This is a genomic window from Variovorax sp. V116 (genome assembly GCF_041154435.1).
Taxonomy (GTDB): Bacteria; Pseudomonadota; Gammaproteobacteria; order Burkholderiales; family Burkholderiaceae_C; genus Variovorax; species Variovorax paradoxus.
Genome location: NZ_AP028661.1, coordinates 2,611,239 through 2,627,265 on the forward strand (window position 1 = coordinate 2,611,239; position 16,027 = coordinate 2,627,265).

17 protein-coding genes and 1 tRNA gene are annotated in these 16,027 nt (G+C 65.5%); 11 read left to right on the forward strand and 7 right to left on the reverse strand.

The genetic code is table 11. From position 1 onward, the window contains the following. The first annotated feature begins 42 nt into the window (after window positions 1-42). From ACAM58_RS12390 to ACAM58_RS12405, 4 genes are all read left to right on the forward strand, one after another. The gene (locus ACAM58_RS12390; RefSeq protein WP_244883808.1) at window positions 43-411 is read left to right on the forward strand and encodes a hypothetical protein; all 369 of its coding nucleotides are present in this window, start codon (window positions 43-45) and stop codon (window positions 409-411) included. Between the two features lie 72 nt (window positions 412-483). Further along, window positions 484-1,044, forward strand: coding sequence for a polyhydroxyalkanoate synthesis repressor PhaR (gene phaR / locus ACAM58_RS12395; protein WP_018905029.1), 561 nt, complete (start codon window positions 484-486; stop codon window positions 1,042-1,044). A 41-nt stretch (window positions 1,045-1,085) separates the two neighbouring features. After that, window positions 1,086-2,492: a 30S ribosomal protein S12 methylthiotransferase RimO gene (rimO, locus tag ACAM58_RS12400; protein ID WP_012747699.1), complete on the forward strand. Its 1,407-nt coding sequence runs from the start codon at window positions 1,086-1,088 to the stop codon at window positions 2,490-2,492. Window positions 2,493-2,644: 152 nt separating this feature from the next. Then, a complete protein-coding gene (locus ACAM58_RS12405) occupies window positions 2,645-2,926 on the forward strand; it encodes a hypothetical protein (protein WP_012747700.1) in 282 nt (93 codons plus the stop codon). 269 nt (window positions 2,927-3,195) lie between these two features. Here the strand turns inward: ACAM58_RS12405 and ACAM58_RS12410 are convergent, their stop codons facing one another. The 4 genes from ACAM58_RS12410 to ACAM58_RS12425 all read right to left on the reverse strand — a co-directional run bounded on the left by ACAM58_RS12410 (window position 3,196) and on the right by ACAM58_RS12425 (window position 4,554). Continuing rightward, the gene (locus tag ACAM58_RS12410) at window positions 3,196-3,492 is read right to left on the reverse strand and encodes a hypothetical protein (RefSeq protein WP_012747701.1); all 297 of its coding nucleotides are present in this window, start codon (window positions 3,490-3,492) and stop codon (window positions 3,196-3,198) included. Between the two features lie 80 nt (window positions 3,493-3,572). Continuing rightward, complete coding sequence (locus tag ACAM58_RS12415; protein WP_012747702.1) at window positions 3,573-3,965, reverse strand: YkvA family protein; 393 nt, start codon at window positions 3,963-3,965, stop codon at window positions 3,573-3,575. Window positions 3,966-3,967: 2 nt separating this feature from the next. Further along, a complete protein-coding gene (locus ACAM58_RS12420; RefSeq protein ID WP_150106779.1) occupies window positions 3,968-4,393 on the reverse strand; it encodes a hypothetical protein in 426 nt (141 codons plus the stop codon). A 76-nt stretch (window positions 4,394-4,469) separates the two neighbouring features. Then, window positions 4,470-4,554: transfer RNA gene (locus tag ACAM58_RS12425), tRNA-Leu, on the reverse strand. 80 nt (window positions 4,555-4,634) lie between these two features. On the opposite strand from ACAM58_RS12425, the gene rnr reads away from it, so the two are divergent. Both rnr and ACAM58_RS12435 read left to right on the forward strand, forming a co-directional pair. Next, window positions 4,635-6,902, forward strand: coding sequence for a ribonuclease R (gene rnr, locus ACAM58_RS12430; protein WP_049808409.1), 2,268 nt, complete (start codon window positions 4,635-4,637; stop codon window positions 6,900-6,902). A gap of 58 nt (window positions 6,903-6,960) precedes the next feature. Further along, complete coding sequence (locus ACAM58_RS12435; protein ID WP_012747703.1) at window positions 6,961-7,725, forward strand: SDR family oxidoreductase; 765 nt, start codon at window positions 6,961-6,963, stop codon at window positions 7,723-7,725. A 6-nt stretch (window positions 7,726-7,731) separates the two neighbouring features. Here the strand turns inward: ACAM58_RS12435 and ACAM58_RS12440 are convergent, their stop codons facing one another. From ACAM58_RS12440 to ACAM58_RS12450, 3 genes are read right to left on the reverse strand one after another with little or no spacing between them, the layout of a single operon-like run. After that, window positions 7,732-9,192, reverse strand: coding sequence for a bifunctional ADP-dependent NAD(P)H-hydrate dehydratase/NAD(P)H-hydrate epimerase (locus ACAM58_RS12440; RefSeq protein ID WP_012747704.1), 1,461 nt, complete (start codon window positions 9,190-9,192; stop codon window positions 7,732-7,734). 49 nt (window positions 9,193-9,241) lie between these two features. Further along, window positions 9,242-10,495: a D-amino acid dehydrogenase gene (locus tag ACAM58_RS12445; RefSeq protein WP_012747705.1), complete on the reverse strand. Its 1,254-nt coding sequence runs from the start codon at window positions 10,493-10,495 to the stop codon at window positions 9,242-9,244. Window positions 10,496-10,547: 52 nt separating this feature from the next. Continuing rightward, the gene (locus tag ACAM58_RS12450; protein ID WP_012747706.1) at window positions 10,548-11,873 is read right to left on the reverse strand and encodes an amidase; all 1,326 of its coding nucleotides are present in this window, start codon (window positions 11,871-11,873) and stop codon (window positions 10,548-10,550) included. 223 nt (window positions 11,874-12,096) lie between these two features. Between ACAM58_RS12450 and rpsB the strand changes: the two genes are divergently transcribed. The 5 genes from rpsB to uppS all read left to right on the forward strand — a co-directional run bounded on the left by rpsB (window position 12,097) and on the right by uppS (window position 16,013). Then, the gene (gene rpsB, locus ACAM58_RS12455; RefSeq protein ID WP_012747707.1) at window positions 12,097-12,849 is read left to right on the forward strand and encodes a 30S ribosomal protein S2; all 753 of its coding nucleotides are present in this window, start codon (window positions 12,097-12,099) and stop codon (window positions 12,847-12,849) included. Between the two features lie 80 nt (window positions 12,850-12,929). Continuing rightward, a complete protein-coding gene (gene tsf / locus ACAM58_RS12460; protein WP_012747708.1) occupies window positions 12,930-13,853 on the forward strand; it encodes a translation elongation factor Ts in 924 nt (307 codons plus the stop codon). 102 nt (window positions 13,854-13,955) lie between these two features. Beyond that, window positions 13,956-14,678: a UMP kinase gene (gene pyrH, locus ACAM58_RS12465; protein WP_012747709.1), complete on the forward strand. Its 723-nt coding sequence runs from the start codon at window positions 13,956-13,958 to the stop codon at window positions 14,676-14,678. 13 nt (window positions 14,679-14,691) lie between these two features. Further along, the gene (gene frr, locus ACAM58_RS12470) at window positions 14,692-15,261 is read left to right on the forward strand and encodes a ribosome recycling factor (protein ID WP_012747710.1); all 570 of its coding nucleotides are present in this window, start codon (window positions 14,692-14,694) and stop codon (window positions 15,259-15,261) included. An 8-nt stretch (window positions 15,262-15,269) separates the two neighbouring features. Beyond that, window positions 15,270-16,013 (forward strand): polyprenyl diphosphate synthase, encoded by a 744-nt coding sequence (gene uppS, locus ACAM58_RS12475; protein ID WP_012747711.1) that lies wholly within the window; start codon window positions 15,270-15,272, stop codon window positions 16,011-16,013. Window positions 16,014-16,027: the final 14 nt, after the last annotated feature.

Consider the following 16,027-nt stretch of genomic DNA (forward strand, 5'->3'; position numbering starts at 1 on the left):
CCGCTCTGCAAACCTTTTTCAAATTTCTTGACAAGCGATCTGATGAATACGCGATCAACGCTGGTTGATCGGGCTCATGCCGACATGCGCCTGGCCGCATTGCTCAGGCAGGCTCCCATCGAATTTGCGCGCGCGGTCTATGGCATCAACGACCACGCAAGCGGCCGCACCGACACCATGGCGGCACGCGAAATAGCCCGCGCCATCCGGCAGGGCACGCCCGTGACGCAGGAGCGCGCCGAGCAGCGCTCGCGCGCCTACTTGCCCACGGCAGGCCAGGAGCACTGTCCGCGCTGCTGGGTGGTCTATGGCCACAAGAGTCCGCTGCGTTTCAGGGAAGCCACCGAAGAACGCCCCGAGACCGCCACCTGCAGCGCCTGCAGCGCCGAGTACGCGACAACGCTCGGTTGAAGCGGCGCAGGCACGGTCAGGGTAAACCTTGTCGCGATGCAGCAAAACCGCTACCTAGAATCATCGGATGACATGGGCATCCATGTGAAGGAGTCCGCAGTGCAGAGCAAGAAGTCCGGGGTCAAGCCGGTGCAACGTGTAATCAAGAAGTACCCCAACCGAAGGCTCTACGACACCGAGACATCCACGTACATCACGCTCACCGAGGTGAAGCAGCTGGTCATACAGAATGCCCAGTTCGTGGTGCGCGATGCCAAGACCGGCGACGACCTCACGCGCAGCATCCTGCTGCAGATCATCCTCGAGGAAGAGGCGGGCGGTGCGCCCATGTTCACCGAGCAGGTGCTGGCCAACATCATCCGCTTCTACGGTCAGGCGATGCAGGGCTACATGGGTCCCTATCTCGAGAAGAACATCCAGGCCATGACCGAGGTACAGGCCCAGCTCACCGAAAAGGCCGAAGGCCTCACGCCCGAGATGTGGTCGCGCTTCATGACCATGCAGTCGCCCATGCTCCAGGGACTCATGGGCAACTACGTCGAGCAGTCCAAGAACGTGTTCCTGCAGATGCAGGAGCAGATGCAGAAAAATACCGAGCAGGTCCTGGGCGCATTCGGCATCAAACGCCCCTGAAATCCCGTCCGCGGCCGATAGCTGGGACAATAGGGGCATATATGAGCGAAGTTGCCTCCCCCGAACGTGCCGCCACGACGGCCGCCCCCAAAGTCGGCTTTGTGAGCCTGGGCTGCCCCAAGGCCCTGACCGATTCCGAACTGATCCTGACCCAGCTGAGCGCCGAGGGCTACCAAACGGCCAAGACCTTCGAGGGCGCCGACCTGGTGATCGTCAACACCTGCGGCTTCATCGACGATGCCGTGAAGGAAAGCCTGGACACCATCGGCGAGGCGCTGGCGGAAAACGGCCGCGTGATCGTCACGGGCTGCCTGGGCGCCAAGACCGGCGACCAGGGCGGCAACCTGGTGCGGCAAATGCATCCGAGCGTGCTGGCCGTGACCGGTCCGCATGCCACGCAGGAAGTGATGGACGCGGTCCACGCCAACCTGCCGAAGCCGCACGACCCGTTCGTCGACCTGGTGCCCAACACCTTCGGCATCGCGGGCCTCAAGCTCACGCCGCGGCACTATGCCTATCTGAAGATCAGCGAAGGCTGCAACCACCGCTGCACCTTCTGCATCATTCCCTCGATGCGCGGCGACCTGGTGTCGCGGCCGGTCGGCGACGTGCTCGGCGAGGCCAAGGCCCTGTTCGAAGGCGGCGTGAAGGAACTGCTGGTGATCAGCCAGGACACCTCGGCCTATGGCGTGGACGTCAAGTACCGCACCGGCTTCTGGGACGGCAAGCCGGTCAAGACGCGCATGCTCGAACTGGTGCGCACGCTGGGCGAAATTGCCGAGCCTTATGGCGCCTGGGTCCGGCTCCACTATGTGTATCCGTATCCGAGCGTGGACGAGATCATTCCGCTGATGGCCAGCGGCCAGGTGCTGCCTTACCTCGATGTGCCGCTGCAGCACAGCCACCCCGACGTGCTCAAGCGCATGAAGCGGCCGGCCAGCGGCGAGAAGAACCTGGAGCGCCTGGCGCGGTGGCGCGAGGTCTGCCCCGAGCTGGTGATCCGCAGCACCTTCATCGCGGGCTTCCCTGGCGAAACCGAGCAGGAGTTCGAGCACTTGCTCGACTTCATCCGCGAGGCGCAGATCGACCGCGCCGGATGCTTCGCCTACAGCCCTGTGGCAGGCGCCACCGCCAACGACATCCCCGGCATGCTGCCGCCGGCGGAGCGTGAAGCGCGCCGCGCCCGCTTCATGGAAGTGGCCGAAGCGGTGTCGATCGCCAAGCTGCGCCAGCGCATCGGTGCAACCATGCAGGTGCTGGTGGACTCGGCACCCGGCATGGGGCGCAAGGGCGGCGTGGGCCGCACCTACGCCGACGCCCCCGAGATCGACGGCACCGTGCGCCTGCTGCCGCCCGAGAAGATCAGCAAGACGCTCAAGGTGGGTGAATTCACGCGGGCCCGCATCGTGGGCGCCGAGGGCCACGACCTGATCGCGCTGCCGATCTGAACCGTCGCCATCCTGGCGAGAGCAAGAGAGAGCAAGGCGGCGATCGCCGACTTGCGAACCACGGACTGAGCGACAGGCGAAAAAGTTGTACGCCTACAGACGCATGCACCCGGGCATTTGAACGTGGCGGCTTGTGTTCTCCAGGAGGTCCCATGTTCTTCCAGCTCTTTCAATCCGGATCCAGCCTTCATCTCAAAAGGGCTGCCACGCTGCTTCACGAAGCCCAGATGGCGCGTCTCGAGCACCAGGCTGCAGCGGAGCATCACGCGGCCCTGGCCAAGATGTATGCGGAGCGTGTGAAGCGCCTTTCCGGCGAGGTCTATCCGCTACCAGCTCCCAGCAGCGAGGCGGCGGCTACGAAGACCGAGCAGGACAAGCCGGCGATCTATTCGATCGAGAGCAATCGCAGGCCCAAGTCGAACCTGCTGACGTAGTTCAAGAAAAGGAAAAGCCCGCTGCGAGCGGGCTTTTCGATGGGCATGGACAGGGCTGCAAGGGCCCGGCCGTTCTTCTTCTCAGTCATCCGAGCGAGAAACGACCAGGAGGCTCATGAACAACGCCCCGAGGAACATGCCGACTAACAAGGTGAATGCTGTGATCACAATGGTCTCCGCTAAATTTGATATTTTCAAATCAAACGTAACCTTGTGTACGCATTCAAGTTACCTTTTGAATCGTTTTTGACGTGAAAGTGTGACTTTTGCTACACGTCGGAGCCGAAAGTCGGCAGTGCATCCTTGCTCTTGGGCGGATGGCCTGGATACAGGTACCTGGAATACTCGCCCGACTGGCCGTACAGCCGTGCCGCGAGTTCCACGGGGTCCTCGTTGCGGTGTTTCTCATAGAGCACAGGGCCCCAGATGATGAATCCATCGATGCTCAGCGAATGAGGTGCCGGCTCGATGGCCTTCCATGCATGTGCGAACTTTGAAATCCATGCCAGTGCTTCGGCCAGCGCATGGTTGCGAGCAGGGGAGGTGATGGGTTCGGATCTCGACATGGCGGTTATCCTTTGTGAAAAGACTGTACAAATATACAGTAAAATTCACGATGTCGAGAGTTGTTGCCGCCATTGACGGCCTACTTTTGCCTGCCGAACCAGGCCCAGAGCGCAGCACCAGCACCGATCCAGACCGCCAGGACGAGCACGGCCCCCGCAATGCTTCGGGGCTTCGCGCCCTGCTCCTTCATCCACAGGTCGGCGCGCTGGCGGCATTCCTCGAGTACATCGGCCGGAATGAGCCGGATGTTCAGCCAGATCAGGCCGGGCAGCAGCAAGGCGTCGTCGAGGTAGCCCAGAACGGGAATGAAATCCGGGATGAGGTCGATCGGGCTCAGCGCATAGGCGACGACGAAGGCCGCGAGCAGCTTGGCGAACCAGGGCGTGCCCGGATGGCGGTAGGCGAACCACAGGGTCACGCCATCGCGCTTGATGCGCGACGCCCATTGCCTGATGCGTTGGAAAATGGCCATGCTCACACGCTGTCGAACCGGTGCATTGCTTCGCGTGTTAAGGTGCACCTCGGCTTCAAAGCCGTCGCAACCCACGCAGATCCGCCGGCGATCCACTGCTGCGAGCCCATACCGCGCTCATCGGCTTGGGTTGTGCGGTTCACCTCTACTGCCAACACGGTGTTATTGATTCGGTTGCTCTGCTTCTCGAGACTCTGCGCGATCATTCGTCGATGTACTGCGTCAGAATGGTGGAAAGCCGCTTCTTCAGGAGCGGGTTGCTGCATCATTCCATGAGACGAAGCCCGTTCCATTTGTTCGAATCCGTGCCGCCGACAAGCGCTTCGCAGAATGTTCCGCTTCAGGATCACGACGCCGTGCGCGAACGCGGCACACAACCGTCGGTGCGGCCAAGCTTGGCCGCGATCGGCATCCGTGAGGGAGAACATCCCTCGATCATGTTCCCAGGGAAAAGAAAAAACCCCTGTAAATCGATGATTCACAGGGGTTTCAGCTTGGTAGGGGTGGTGCCCAGAAGAGGACTCGAACCTCCACGATGTTACTCGCTAGTACCTGAAACTAGTGCGTCTACCAATTCCGCCATCTGGGCCCACATAGCTGCCGAAGCAGTTATGTTTTGAATTTCAGGAAAGAGAGAATCATATCAAAAATAATGGCACTTCCAGCGGTCTGCTGGATGAATTTGAAGGAACTGTTCAAGGGCATCGCGACGGACACGGTTTCGTGCAGCGCGACGACGGCGAAGCCGACATCTATCTGCCCCCGAACGAGATGCGTGCAGTGCTGCACAAGGACCGTGTCAAGGCGCGCGTGGTGCGGCAGGATCGGCGCGGACGTCCCGAGGGGCGGGTGGTCGAAATCGTCGAGCGCCCCGAGCAGCCGATCATCGGCCGCCTGCTGCATGAAGGCGGCGTCTGGCTCGTCGCGCCCGAAGACAAGCGCTACGGACAGGACGTCCTGATTCCAAAGGGCGCCACCGGCCCCGCCAAGGTGGGGCAGGTGGTCGTGGTGCAGCTCACCGAGCCGCCGGCGCTGTTCGGCCAGCCGGTCGGGCGCGTGAAGGAAGTGCTGGGCGAGATCGACGACCCCGGCATGGAGATCGAGATTGCGGTGCGCAAGTACGGCGTGCCGCACGAGTTTTCCGAGGCCTGCCTCGCCGAAGCCAAGGCGCTGCCCGAGAAGGTTCGCCCCGCCGACAAGAAGGGGCGCATCGACCTGACCGACGTTCCGCTGGTCACCATCGACGGCGAGGACGCGCGCGACTTCGACGACGCCGTGTACTGCGAGCCCGCCAAGGTCGGCCGCGGCAAGGGGTGGCGCCTGCTGGTGGCCATTGCCGACGTCAGCGCCTATGTGCAGACCGGCTCGGCCATCGACATCGATGCCTACGACCGCGCGACCAGCGTCTACTTTCCGCGCCGCGTGATTCCGATGCTGCCCGAGAAGCTCTCGAACGGCCTGTGCTCGCTCAACCCCGAGGTCGAGCGCCTGTGCATGGTGTGCGACATGCTCGTGGCCGCCGACGGCGAGATCTACGCCTACCAGTTCTACCCGGCCGTGATGTTCAGCCATGCGCGCTTCACGTACACCGAAGTGGCCGCCATTCTTGGCAACACGCGCGGCCCCGAGGCTGCCAAGCGCAAGGACCGCGTCAAGGACCTGCTGAACCTGGCCGACGTCTACAAGGCGCTGCTCAAGCAGCGCGGCAAGCGCGGCGCGGTCGACTTCGAAACCACCGAGACGCAGATCATCTGCGACGACGCGGGCCGCATCGAGAAGATCGTGCCCCGCACGCGCAACGAGGCGCACCGCCTCATCGAAGAAGCCATGCTCGCGGCCAACGTGTGCAGCGCCGACTTCATCGCCGAAGGCAAGCACCCGGGCCTGTTCCGCGTGCACGAAGGCCCGACGCCCGAGAAGAAGGAAATCCTGCGCGGCTACCTGAAGGCCATGGGCGTGGGCTTGAGCATCACCGACGATCCGCGTCCCGGCGAGTTCCAGGCGATTGCCGAAGCCACCAAGGAGCGCCCCGACGCGCAGCAGATCCACACCATGCTGCTGCGCTCGATGCAGCAGGCGATCTACACGCCCATCAACAGCGGCCATTTCGGCCTGGCGTACGAGGCCTACACGCACTTCACGAGCCCGATCCGGCGCTACCCCGACCTGCTGGTGCACCGCGTGATCAAGGCCATTCTTGGCAAGACGCGCTACCAGCTGCCGATGCTGCCGACGCCGGGCGAGGCGCATGCCAAGCTCGCCAAGCGGCTGGCTTCGCGCGTGAAGGCGCCGACCACCAAGCCGCAGAAAGCCACCGTCGCGCCGACCAAGGAAGTGCTGGCCTGGGAAGCGGCCGGCCTGCATTGCAGCGCCAACGAGCGCCGCGCCGACGAAGCCAGCCGCGACGTCGAAGCCTGGCTCAAGTGCAAGTACATGCGCGAGCACCTTGGCGAAGAGTACGGCGGCGTCGTCACCGCGGCCACCACATTCGGCATCTTCGTGACGCTCGATGCGATGTACGTCGAGGGGCTGGTGCACATCACCGAACTCGGCGGCGAATACTTCAAGTTCGACGAGATGCGCCAGGAACTGCGCGGCGAGCGCACCGGCATTCGCTACGCCATCGGCACCCGCGTGCGGGTGCAGGTGAGCCGTGTCGACCTGGACGGGCGCAAGATCGATTTCCGCCTGGTGCGCGAGGGCGAAGACCTCACCACGCGCGCCATGAAGGACAAGGGCGCAGCCCCGGCCGGCGTGCCGGTCAAGGCATCGGCCAAGCGCAGTTCGCGCCACAAGGCCGAAGCCGTGTCCGAGCAGCGCGTCGAGCGCAGCGCGACCGTCGCGGCGGCGGGCCCCCAGTCGGCAATGCAGGCTTTCAAGTCGGCCGTCAAGAAGGCCGCCAACAAGATGAAGGGCCGCAAGCCGCGGCGCGCATGATGCGCGCCGCAGCATTGCATCCCATCCATACAGACAAACCGAGAAGGAGACAACGAGCATGAGCGTGGAAAACAACAAGGGCCGCATTGCGATCGTCACGGGCGCCGGCACCGGCATCGGCCGCGCTGCGGCGCTGGCGCTGCTGGCCGACGGCTGGAGCGTGACCCTGGCGGGGCGCCGCCTCGAGCCGCTGGAACAGGTGGCGGAAGAGTCCGGCGCCGGTGCGCGCGCCTTCGCAGTGCCCACCGACGTGGCCAATGCGCAATCGGTGCAGGCGCTGTTCGCCGCCGCGGTGGAGCGCTTCGGCCGGGTCGACCTGCTGTTCAACAACGCCGGCGTGGGCAATCCGCCGGGGCCGTTCGAAGACTGGACGCCCGAGCAGTGGCGCGGCGTGGTCGACATCAACCTGAGCGGCATGTTCTTCTGCATCCAGCAGGCGTTCCGCACGATGAAGGCGCAAACGCCGCGCGGCGGCCGCATCATCAACAACGGCTCCATCTCGGCCACCGCGCCGCGGCCCAATTCCGCGGCCTACACCGCGACCAAGCATGCGGTCGAGGGCCTCACCAAGACCGCTTCGCTCGACGGGCGCAAGTACGACATCGCGGTCGGCCAGATCGACGTGGGCAACGCCATGACGGAACTGGCCGCGCGCATGGCCAAGGGCGTGCCGCAAGCCAACGGCGAGCTCGCGATCGAGCCGCTGATGGACGTGAAGATCGTGGGCCAGTCGGTGCTCTACATGGCGAACCTGCCACTGGAGGCCAACGTGCTGTTCCATACGGTCATGGCGACGAAGATGCCCTTCGTCGGGCGCGGCTAGAACCCGTCAGCAGGGCGCCTGGCGCGCCAGTGCGCCGGCCGTCAGCGGCGGCGCGCCGGCCGGCCAGGCGTCGGCCATGCGGCCGTGGCGCCAGACGGCTTCGCGCGCCGCCTCGAACGGCGGCCGCTGCGCCGCCAGTGCGGCGCCGATCATTCCCGCGAGCACGTCGCCGGTGCCGGCGGTTGCGAGCTTCGCGTTGCCGGTCAGGTTGAGCACCGGCGGCGTGCCGCCGCCTTCGGCAATCACCGTTCCCGATCCCTTGAGCACGGCGACCACGCCGTAGCGCGATGCGAGCTTGCGGGCGGCTGCGAGCCTGTCGGCCTGGATGTCGGCCGCCGCGCAGTCCAGCAGACGCGCGGCCTCGAGCGGATGCGGAGTGATCACCGTCGGCCTGCCGCGCCGCGCACGCGATGCCAACTGGGCCTGCAGCGCGCCGTCGACTGCGATGGCGTTCAATGCATCGGCGTCGAGCACCAGCGCGGCCGCCGTCGCCAGCACGCGCGGCAGCACCGCGCGGATGTCCGTGCCGCCGCCGCATCCGCAGACCGCCGTCATGCCCGAGAGATCGAGCGACCTGGCGTCACGCAGCATCAGCTCGGGTTGCGCCAGGTCGACCGGGGCCGCGCTCGCGTCGAGCAGGCCGACGAACACGCGGCCCGCGCCCGCATGCAGCGCGGCGGAGCCGGCCAGCAGCGCGGCGCCCGCCATGCCGGATGCGCCGCCGATCACCGCGACATCGCCATAGCTGCCCTTGTGCGAGGCGTGGCTGCGCGGGGTATCCGCCGGTGCGCCCGCCAGGCGCGCGACCGGCGGCTCACCGGCGCTGCTGCAGCCCAGGTCGTCGAACCAGACCGTGCCCGCCGCATCGCGGCCCTGCGCCGTGAACAGGCCGGGCTTGAGGGTCAGGAAGCTCAGGCAGAAGCGGGACGAAAGAGCACCCGGATGAGGCGCGGCGCTCGAAACGCCGGTGTCGGCATTCAGGCCGGAGGGCACATCGACGCTGAGTACCGGCGCGGCCATCGCATGCATCCGCCGCAACCAATCGGCCATGGCATTCGCGGGCGGTCGGCTCGACCCGATGCCGAGCAGCGCGTCGATCGCCAGCTCGCAGCCCGCAGGCGGCTCCGGCGCGAAGATCACGCCGGCATCGCGGGCCCGTTGCAGCGAGGCGCCGGCATCCGGCGGCAGCCGGTTTTCATCGCCCGCGAAGGTCACGATCGGCAGGAAGCCGCGCTGCTGCAGCTGCGCAGCAGCTTCGAAGCCGTCGCCGCCGTTGTTGCCCGGTCCGCAGGCGATCCAGATCGTCCGCGCATGCGGCGCCAGCGCCATCGCGAGGCGCGCCACGGCCAGGCCCGCGCGCTGCATCAGCGCATGAGGAGGCAGGGCGGCGGCCGCTTTCTGTTCGATGCGACGTGTTGCCGCAATGTCGAACAGGCCGCAGGCGGTGGCAGGCGTGATGCGTTGCATGGGCCGATTCTGCCCGCCTGAAGCTGCGGCTGCGCAGCCGCCGTCGTGCCTACTGGACGAGCCGCTCGACGCCGAGGCCTTCGAGGTCGACGCCCGCGTCGCGGCCGCCGATCAGGTCGGCCACCACGCGTGCGCTGCCGCACGACAGCGCCCATCCGCTCGAGCCGTGGCCCAGATTGAGCCAGACGCCCGGCACGCCGCTGGCACCAAGCACCGGCGGACCGTCGGGCAGCATCGGGCGCGCGCCCTTCCATTGCTGCACGCCCGACTGCAGCGTTGCGGCGCCCGGAAACCAGTCGTGCAGCACCTTGTAGAGCGTTTGCACGGCGGACGCATTCATGGAGCTCAGGGAGCCGCCGATCTCGGCGCCGCCGGCCACGCGCACGCGCTGGCCCAGGCGCGAGATCGCAACCTTGTAGCGTTCGTCCATCACGGCGCTGCGCGGCGCGTTGAGCGATTCGCGGATTGGCGCGCTGATCGAATGGCCGTACACCGGCGCCAGCGGAATCCGCAAGCCGAGCGGCCGCAGCAGCGTGGCCGAGGCAAGACCGGCGCACACCACCACCGCATCGAAGCGCAGCGGCTGCGAGCCGCTCGCGAGCGAAATGGAGGTGGGCGCCGCGCGGTGGATCGGCGCGATGTCGCAATTGAAATGGAACTGGGCGCCGAGCGCTTCGGCTTCCCACTTGAGAAGCAGCGCGAACTGGCGGCAGTTGGCCACTTCGTCCTCGGGCAGGTGGATGGCGCCTGCGAGCTCCGTGTCGGTGTTGAGCGCGGGTTCGATCCGGCGGGCCTCGTCGGCATCGACCTCCTTGAAGACGCTGCCGGTCGCGCGCAGCACCTCGAGGCCCGGCTGGACCAGTTTTTTCTCGCGCTTGGAGCGCAGCAGCACGAGGTAGCCGTCGCTGCGTTCGTAGCTCAGTTCGCGTGCTTCGGTCACTTCGTGCAGCCGGGTGCGGCTGTAGAACGCGAGGCGCTGCATGCGGGCGCGGTTGGCCAGGTAGGTTTCGAGCTTGCAGGCCTTCTGCCAGCGCGACATCCAGCCGAGGTCGCGCGAATTGAGCGGCCAGCGCAGCTTGATGGCGCCGTGCGGCGACAGCAGCGAGCGCAGCACCTTGGCGCGCATGCCCGGCGCCGCCCAGGGCGTGACGTAGCCCGGCGCGACCACCCCCGCATTCGCAAAACTGGATTCTTCGGCGGCGGCGCCGCGGCGCTCGAACACGGAAACTTCATGGCCGTCCGAAACCAGTTCCCAGGCGGTTGTGACGCCGATGATGCCGGCGCCCACGATCGCGATTTTCATTGAATTTTTGAGTAAGAAGAGATGGCCGCCGCCCGTCGATCGGTGCGCGAGGCTATTGTTTTTGCAGCGCTTTTTCTGCTTGCAGGGCGACCGCCAGGACGGCGTCGTCATGCAGCGCGGCATGCCACAGCATCAGGCCCACCGGCAGTTCGCCGGCGGCATGGCAGGGCAGCGAGATGGCGCAGCCGTCGAGCATGTTGACGATCGACGGGTTGCGCAGCAAGAGCGCATTGATGCGGAAGAATTCGTCGTCGCGCTCGGCGCCCGGCGCAACGCTCGCAATGGCGGGCGCGGTGATCGGCACGGTGGGCGACAGCACCGCATCGAAGGGCGACAGCGCCGCCTCGACGCGGGTGATCCAGTCATGGCGGGCGTGCACGAGATCGATGTATTCGTGCGCCTTCATGGTGGCACCCTTGAGGATGCGCTGCACCACGCGAGGATCGTAGCCGGCGCCGCTGCGCTCGAGCAGCAGCCGGTGCCAGGCGTAGGACTCGGCCGCCGAGAAACCGCCCGTGGCGTTGATGGCCTGCAACTGCGCGAGTTCCGGCAGCTCGATTTCCTCGATCCGGGCACCGCCATCGCGCAGTGTTTGCAGCGCATCTTCGAAGGCGCGGGCCACCGCGGGCTCGATGCCGTCCAGGAACACGTTCTTCACGACGGCAAGCCGGTATGCGCCCAGCAAGGCCGCACCGGCGGTCACGCGGCGTGCCGCGAGGACTTCATGCGCGGTGATGGCATCCCGCACCGAGCGCGTCATGGCGCAGACGGTGTCGAGCGTGGTCGACAGCGGCAGCGCGCCCTGGGCCGGCACCAGCCGGGCGGTGCTCTTGAAACCCACGATCCCGTTCAGCGCGGCCGGAATGCGGATCGAGCCGCCGGTGTCGGAGCCCAGGCCGATGAAGGCCGCCCCGGTGGCGACCGACACGGCGGCGCCGGAGGACGAACCGCCCGGGATGCGCGGCGTGGTCGCATCGCTGGCGTTGGCCGGCGTGCCGTGGTGCGGGTTGACGCCCACGCCGGAAAAGGCGAATTCCGTCATGTTGGTGCGGCCCGCCAGCACGCCGCCCGCGGCGCGCAGTCGCGCCACAGCCACGGCATCGGCCTTGGCGGCCGGCGCATGCGAGAGCACCATGGAGCCCGCCGGGGTCGGCTGCCCCTCGATGTCGAACAGGTCCTTGGCGGTGAAGGCGAGCCCGGCGAGCCGGCTTTGCGGCGCCGAACCGGCGACCTGCCGGCGGGCTTCGTCGAACAGCGTGCGGGTGAACACGTGGCGGCAGGCCGGGGACTGGGCGATGCCGATGGCGCGCTCCGTTTCGGTGCATGCATCGGTGCCACCTGCCAGAAGATTCAGACGGGTGGCGTGGAGGTCGTTCATGGGTGGGCTGCGAGGGCGCGGACGGCTCGGTTCCGGGGTGGGGCAAGGAGAAAGGGCGAGAGAGGGCCGTGCTATACTCTTTGGGTTTCGCTGAACATGTGACGGCTTTCGTCGCACCCAGCCAAACACATCCGCAAACCGGCCCAATCAAGGTGTTGTGATTCCATTCGAAGGAAGCACAAAACGGGCTGGATTTTAGACCCAACCTTTGGAGTAATTTTCAATGTCTACCACCATGCGCGAAATGCTGGAAGCCGGTGTCCACTTCGGTCACCAAACCCGCTTCTGGAACCCCAAGATGGCCCCGTTCATCTTCGGCCATCGCAACAAGATTCACATCATCAACCTGGAAAAGTCGCTCCCGATGTTCCAGGACGCGATGAAGTACGCCAAGCAGCTCACCGCCAACCGCGGCACGATCCTGATGGTCGGCACCAAGCGCCAGGCCCGTGAAATCGTGGCTGCCGAAGCCCGCCGCGCCGGCGTGCCTTTCGTCGACACCCGCTGGCTCGGCGGCATGCTGACCAACTTCAAGACGGTCAAGACCTCGATCAAGCGCCTGAAGGACATGAAGGCCCAGCAGGAAGCCGGCCTCGACAGCCTGAGCAAGAAAGAGCAGCTCACCTTCACCCGTGAAATCGAGAAGCTCGAGAAAGACATCGGCGGCATCCAGGACATGACCGCGCTGCCCGACGCCATCTTCGTGATCGACGTGGGCTTCCACAAGATCGCCGTGGCCGAAGCCAAGAAGCTGGGCATCCCGCTGATCGGCGTGGTCGACTCCAACCACTCGCCCGAAGGCATCGACTACGTGATCCCGGGCAACGACGACTCGTCGAAGGCCGTCACGCTCTACGCCCGCGGCATCGCCGACGCGATCATCGAAGGCCGCAACAGCGCCACCGGCGACGTGGTCAAGGCCATTGCCGAAGGCAGCGATGAATTCGTCGAAGTCGAAGAGGGCGCCTCGGCCTGATCGAGTGCTCTCACGCGCCTGAAGAAGGGGCTTGGTGCCCCTTTTTTTTAATCTGATTTTTTGGACACGGAGATAGAACAATGGCTGCAATCACCGCAAGCATGGTCGGCGAACTGCGCGCAAAGACCGACGCGCCGATGATGGAATGCAAGAAGGCCCTGACCGAGGCCGACGGCAACATGGAAAAGGCCGAAGAGCTGCTGCGCATCAAGCTCGGCAACAAGGCTGGCAAGGCATCGGGCCGCATCACCGCCGAAGGCGTGGTCACGGCGTTCGTCGACGGCGCTGCCGGCGGCATGATCGAGATCAATTGCGAAACCGACTTCGTCACCAAGAACGACAGCTTCCTGGCCATGGCCAACGCTGCCGCGATGCTGGTCGCCAAGCACAACCCCGCGGACATCGCCGCGCTCGGCGCGCTGCCCTATGAGCAGGACGGCTTCGGCCCCACGCTCGAGGACGTGCGCAAGGGCCTGATCGGCAAGATCGGCGAGAACATGAGCTTCCGCCGCTTCAAGCACTTTGCCGGCAACGGCAAGCTGGCTTCGTACCTGCACGGCACGCGCATCGGCGTGATGGTCGAGTTCGAAGGCGACGACACCTCGGCCAAGGATGTGGCGATGCACATCGCCGCCATGAAGCCGGTCGCCATCCAGGCATCGGACGTGCCTGCCGACCTGATCGAAAAAGAGCGCGCAGTGGCCGCCGGCAAGGCCGAGGAAGACCGCAAGACGGCCGAAGCCGAAGGCAAGAAGCCGCAGCCGGCCGAGATCGTTGCCAAGCGCATCGAAGGCGGCGTGCAGAAGTACCTCAAGGAAGTCTCGCTGCACAACCAGCCGTTCGTGAAGAACGACAAGCAGACCGTCGAGCAGATGCTCAAGGCCGCCAACACCAGCATCAAGGGCTTCACCCTGTATGTGGTCGGCGAAGGCATCGAAAAGAAGGTCGACGACTTTGCCGCCGAAGTTGCAGCCCAGGTGGCTGCCGCCAAGGCCGCCGCGTAAAAACTGTTACGCCCCAAAGCGGAGGTGCACGCGTGTGTGCCGCCGCTTTTTCACCGCCTCGTTCTACACTCGCCCCCGCCAACCCAAGTAAGGAAATTGCCCATGTCTGATCCCCGCCCAGCCCACAAGCGAATCTTGTTGAAGCTGTCGGGTGAGGCGTTGATGGGAGACGATGCCTTTGGTATTAACCGCGCCACCATCGTCCGCATGGTCGAAGAGGTGGCCGAAGTGGTGAACATGGGTGTGGAAGTCGCCGTCGTGATCGGCGGCGGCAACATCTTCCGCGGCGTTGCGGGAGGCTCGGTGGGCATGGATCGCGCCACGGCCGACTACATGGGCATGCTGGCCACCGTCATGAATTCGCTGGCCCTGGCCGACGCCATGAACAAGCAGGGGCTGGTGGCGCGCGTCATGTCCGCCATCGCCATCGAGCAGGTGGTCGAGCCCTACGTGCGGCCCAAGGCGCTGCAGTACCTCGAAGAGGGCAAGGTCGTGGTGTTTGCCGCGGGCACCGGCAATCCGTTCTTCACCACCGACACGGCCGCCGCGCTGCGCGGTGCCGAAATCGGTGCCGAGCTGGTGCTCAAGGCCACCAAGGTCGACGGCGTATATTCCGCCGATCCGAAGACCCATCCGGACGCAACGCGCTATTCGACGCTCACTTTCGACGAGGCAATCGCGCAGAATCTCGGCATCATGGACGCCACGGCCTTTGCGCTGTGCCGCGACCAGAAGCTGCCGATCAAGGTGTTCTCGATCTTCAAGAACGGCGCGCTCAAGCGCGTCGTCATGGGCGAGGACGAAGGCACGCTGGTGCATGCCTGAGGAGTAATTTGAGATGACGACCCCCACCATTGCAGAAATCCGCAGTGCGACCGATGCCAAGATGAATCAGTCGCTTGCCGCGTTCCAGAACAACCTCACCAAGATCCGTACCGGCCGTGCGAATTCGGCGCTGCTCGACTCGATCCACGTCGAGTACTACGGCTCGCAGGTTCCGCTGAGCCAGGTGGCCAATGTGTCGGTGCTCGACTCGCGCACGATCAGCGTGCAGCCCTGGGAAAAGGGCATGGGCGCCAAGATCGAGAAGGCCATCCGCGAAAGCGACCTGGGCCTGAACCCGGCCTCCATGGGCGACCTGATCCGCGTGCCGCTTCCCGCGATGAGCGAGGAGCGCCGCAAGGAAATGACCAAGCTGGTCCGCAACGAAGGCGAAAGCGCCAAGATCGCCACGCGCAACCTGCGCCGCGATGCGAACGAATCGGTCAAGAAGCTGGTGAAGGAAAAGCTCGCCTCCGAGGACGACCAGAAGCGCGCCGAAGCCGAGATCCAGAAGGTCACGGACCGCCACATCGCGGAAATCGACCGCCTGGTCGCGGCCAAGGAAGCGGAGATCATGGCCGTTTGAGGCTGCGCATGGCCTCGTCTTCGCTGCAGATTCCCCACCACATTGCCATCGTCATGGATGGCAACGGACGCTGGGCCACGCGGCGATTCCTGCCTCGCGTGGCGGGGCACAAGCAGGGCGTCGAGTCGCTCAGGCGCTGCGTCAAGGCCTGTGTCGACCGCGGGGTGGGCATTCTCACGGTCTTCGCCTTTTCGTCGGAGAACTGGAACCGTCCGCCCGAAGAAGTTTCGGGCCTGATGGAAATCATGGTGGGCGCACTCGCGCGCGAAGTGCCCAAGCTGAGCCGCGACGGCGTGCAGCTGCATTTCGTCGGCGAGCGCGCCGGGCTCTCCAAGAAAATGGTGCAGGGCCTGGTCGACGCCGAGAGCGCCACCGCGCAGAACACCAAGCTGATCCTGAACGTCTGCTTCAACTACGGTGGCCGCTGGGACATTGCCCGCGCCGCGGCCAGGCTGGCCGAGCAGGGCGAGGCGCTCACCGAAGCGAATCTCGACCGCGCCATGGCTCTCGCGCACGTGCCCGATCCCGACCTTCTCATCCGCACCGGCGGCGAGCAGCGCCTGTCGAACTTCCTGCTGTGGCAAAGCGCCTACGCGGAGCTTTTCTTCAGCGACAAGCTCTGGCCCGAGTTCGACCAGGCCGAACTGGATGCGGGAATCGCCGCCTTCCAGGCGCGCGAGCGCCGCTTCGGCAAGACCTCCGCACAACTCACGGCCGGCAGCGGCTCCGCACCCGATCGCCAGTTGGCCTGAGGGCCTCACGGTCC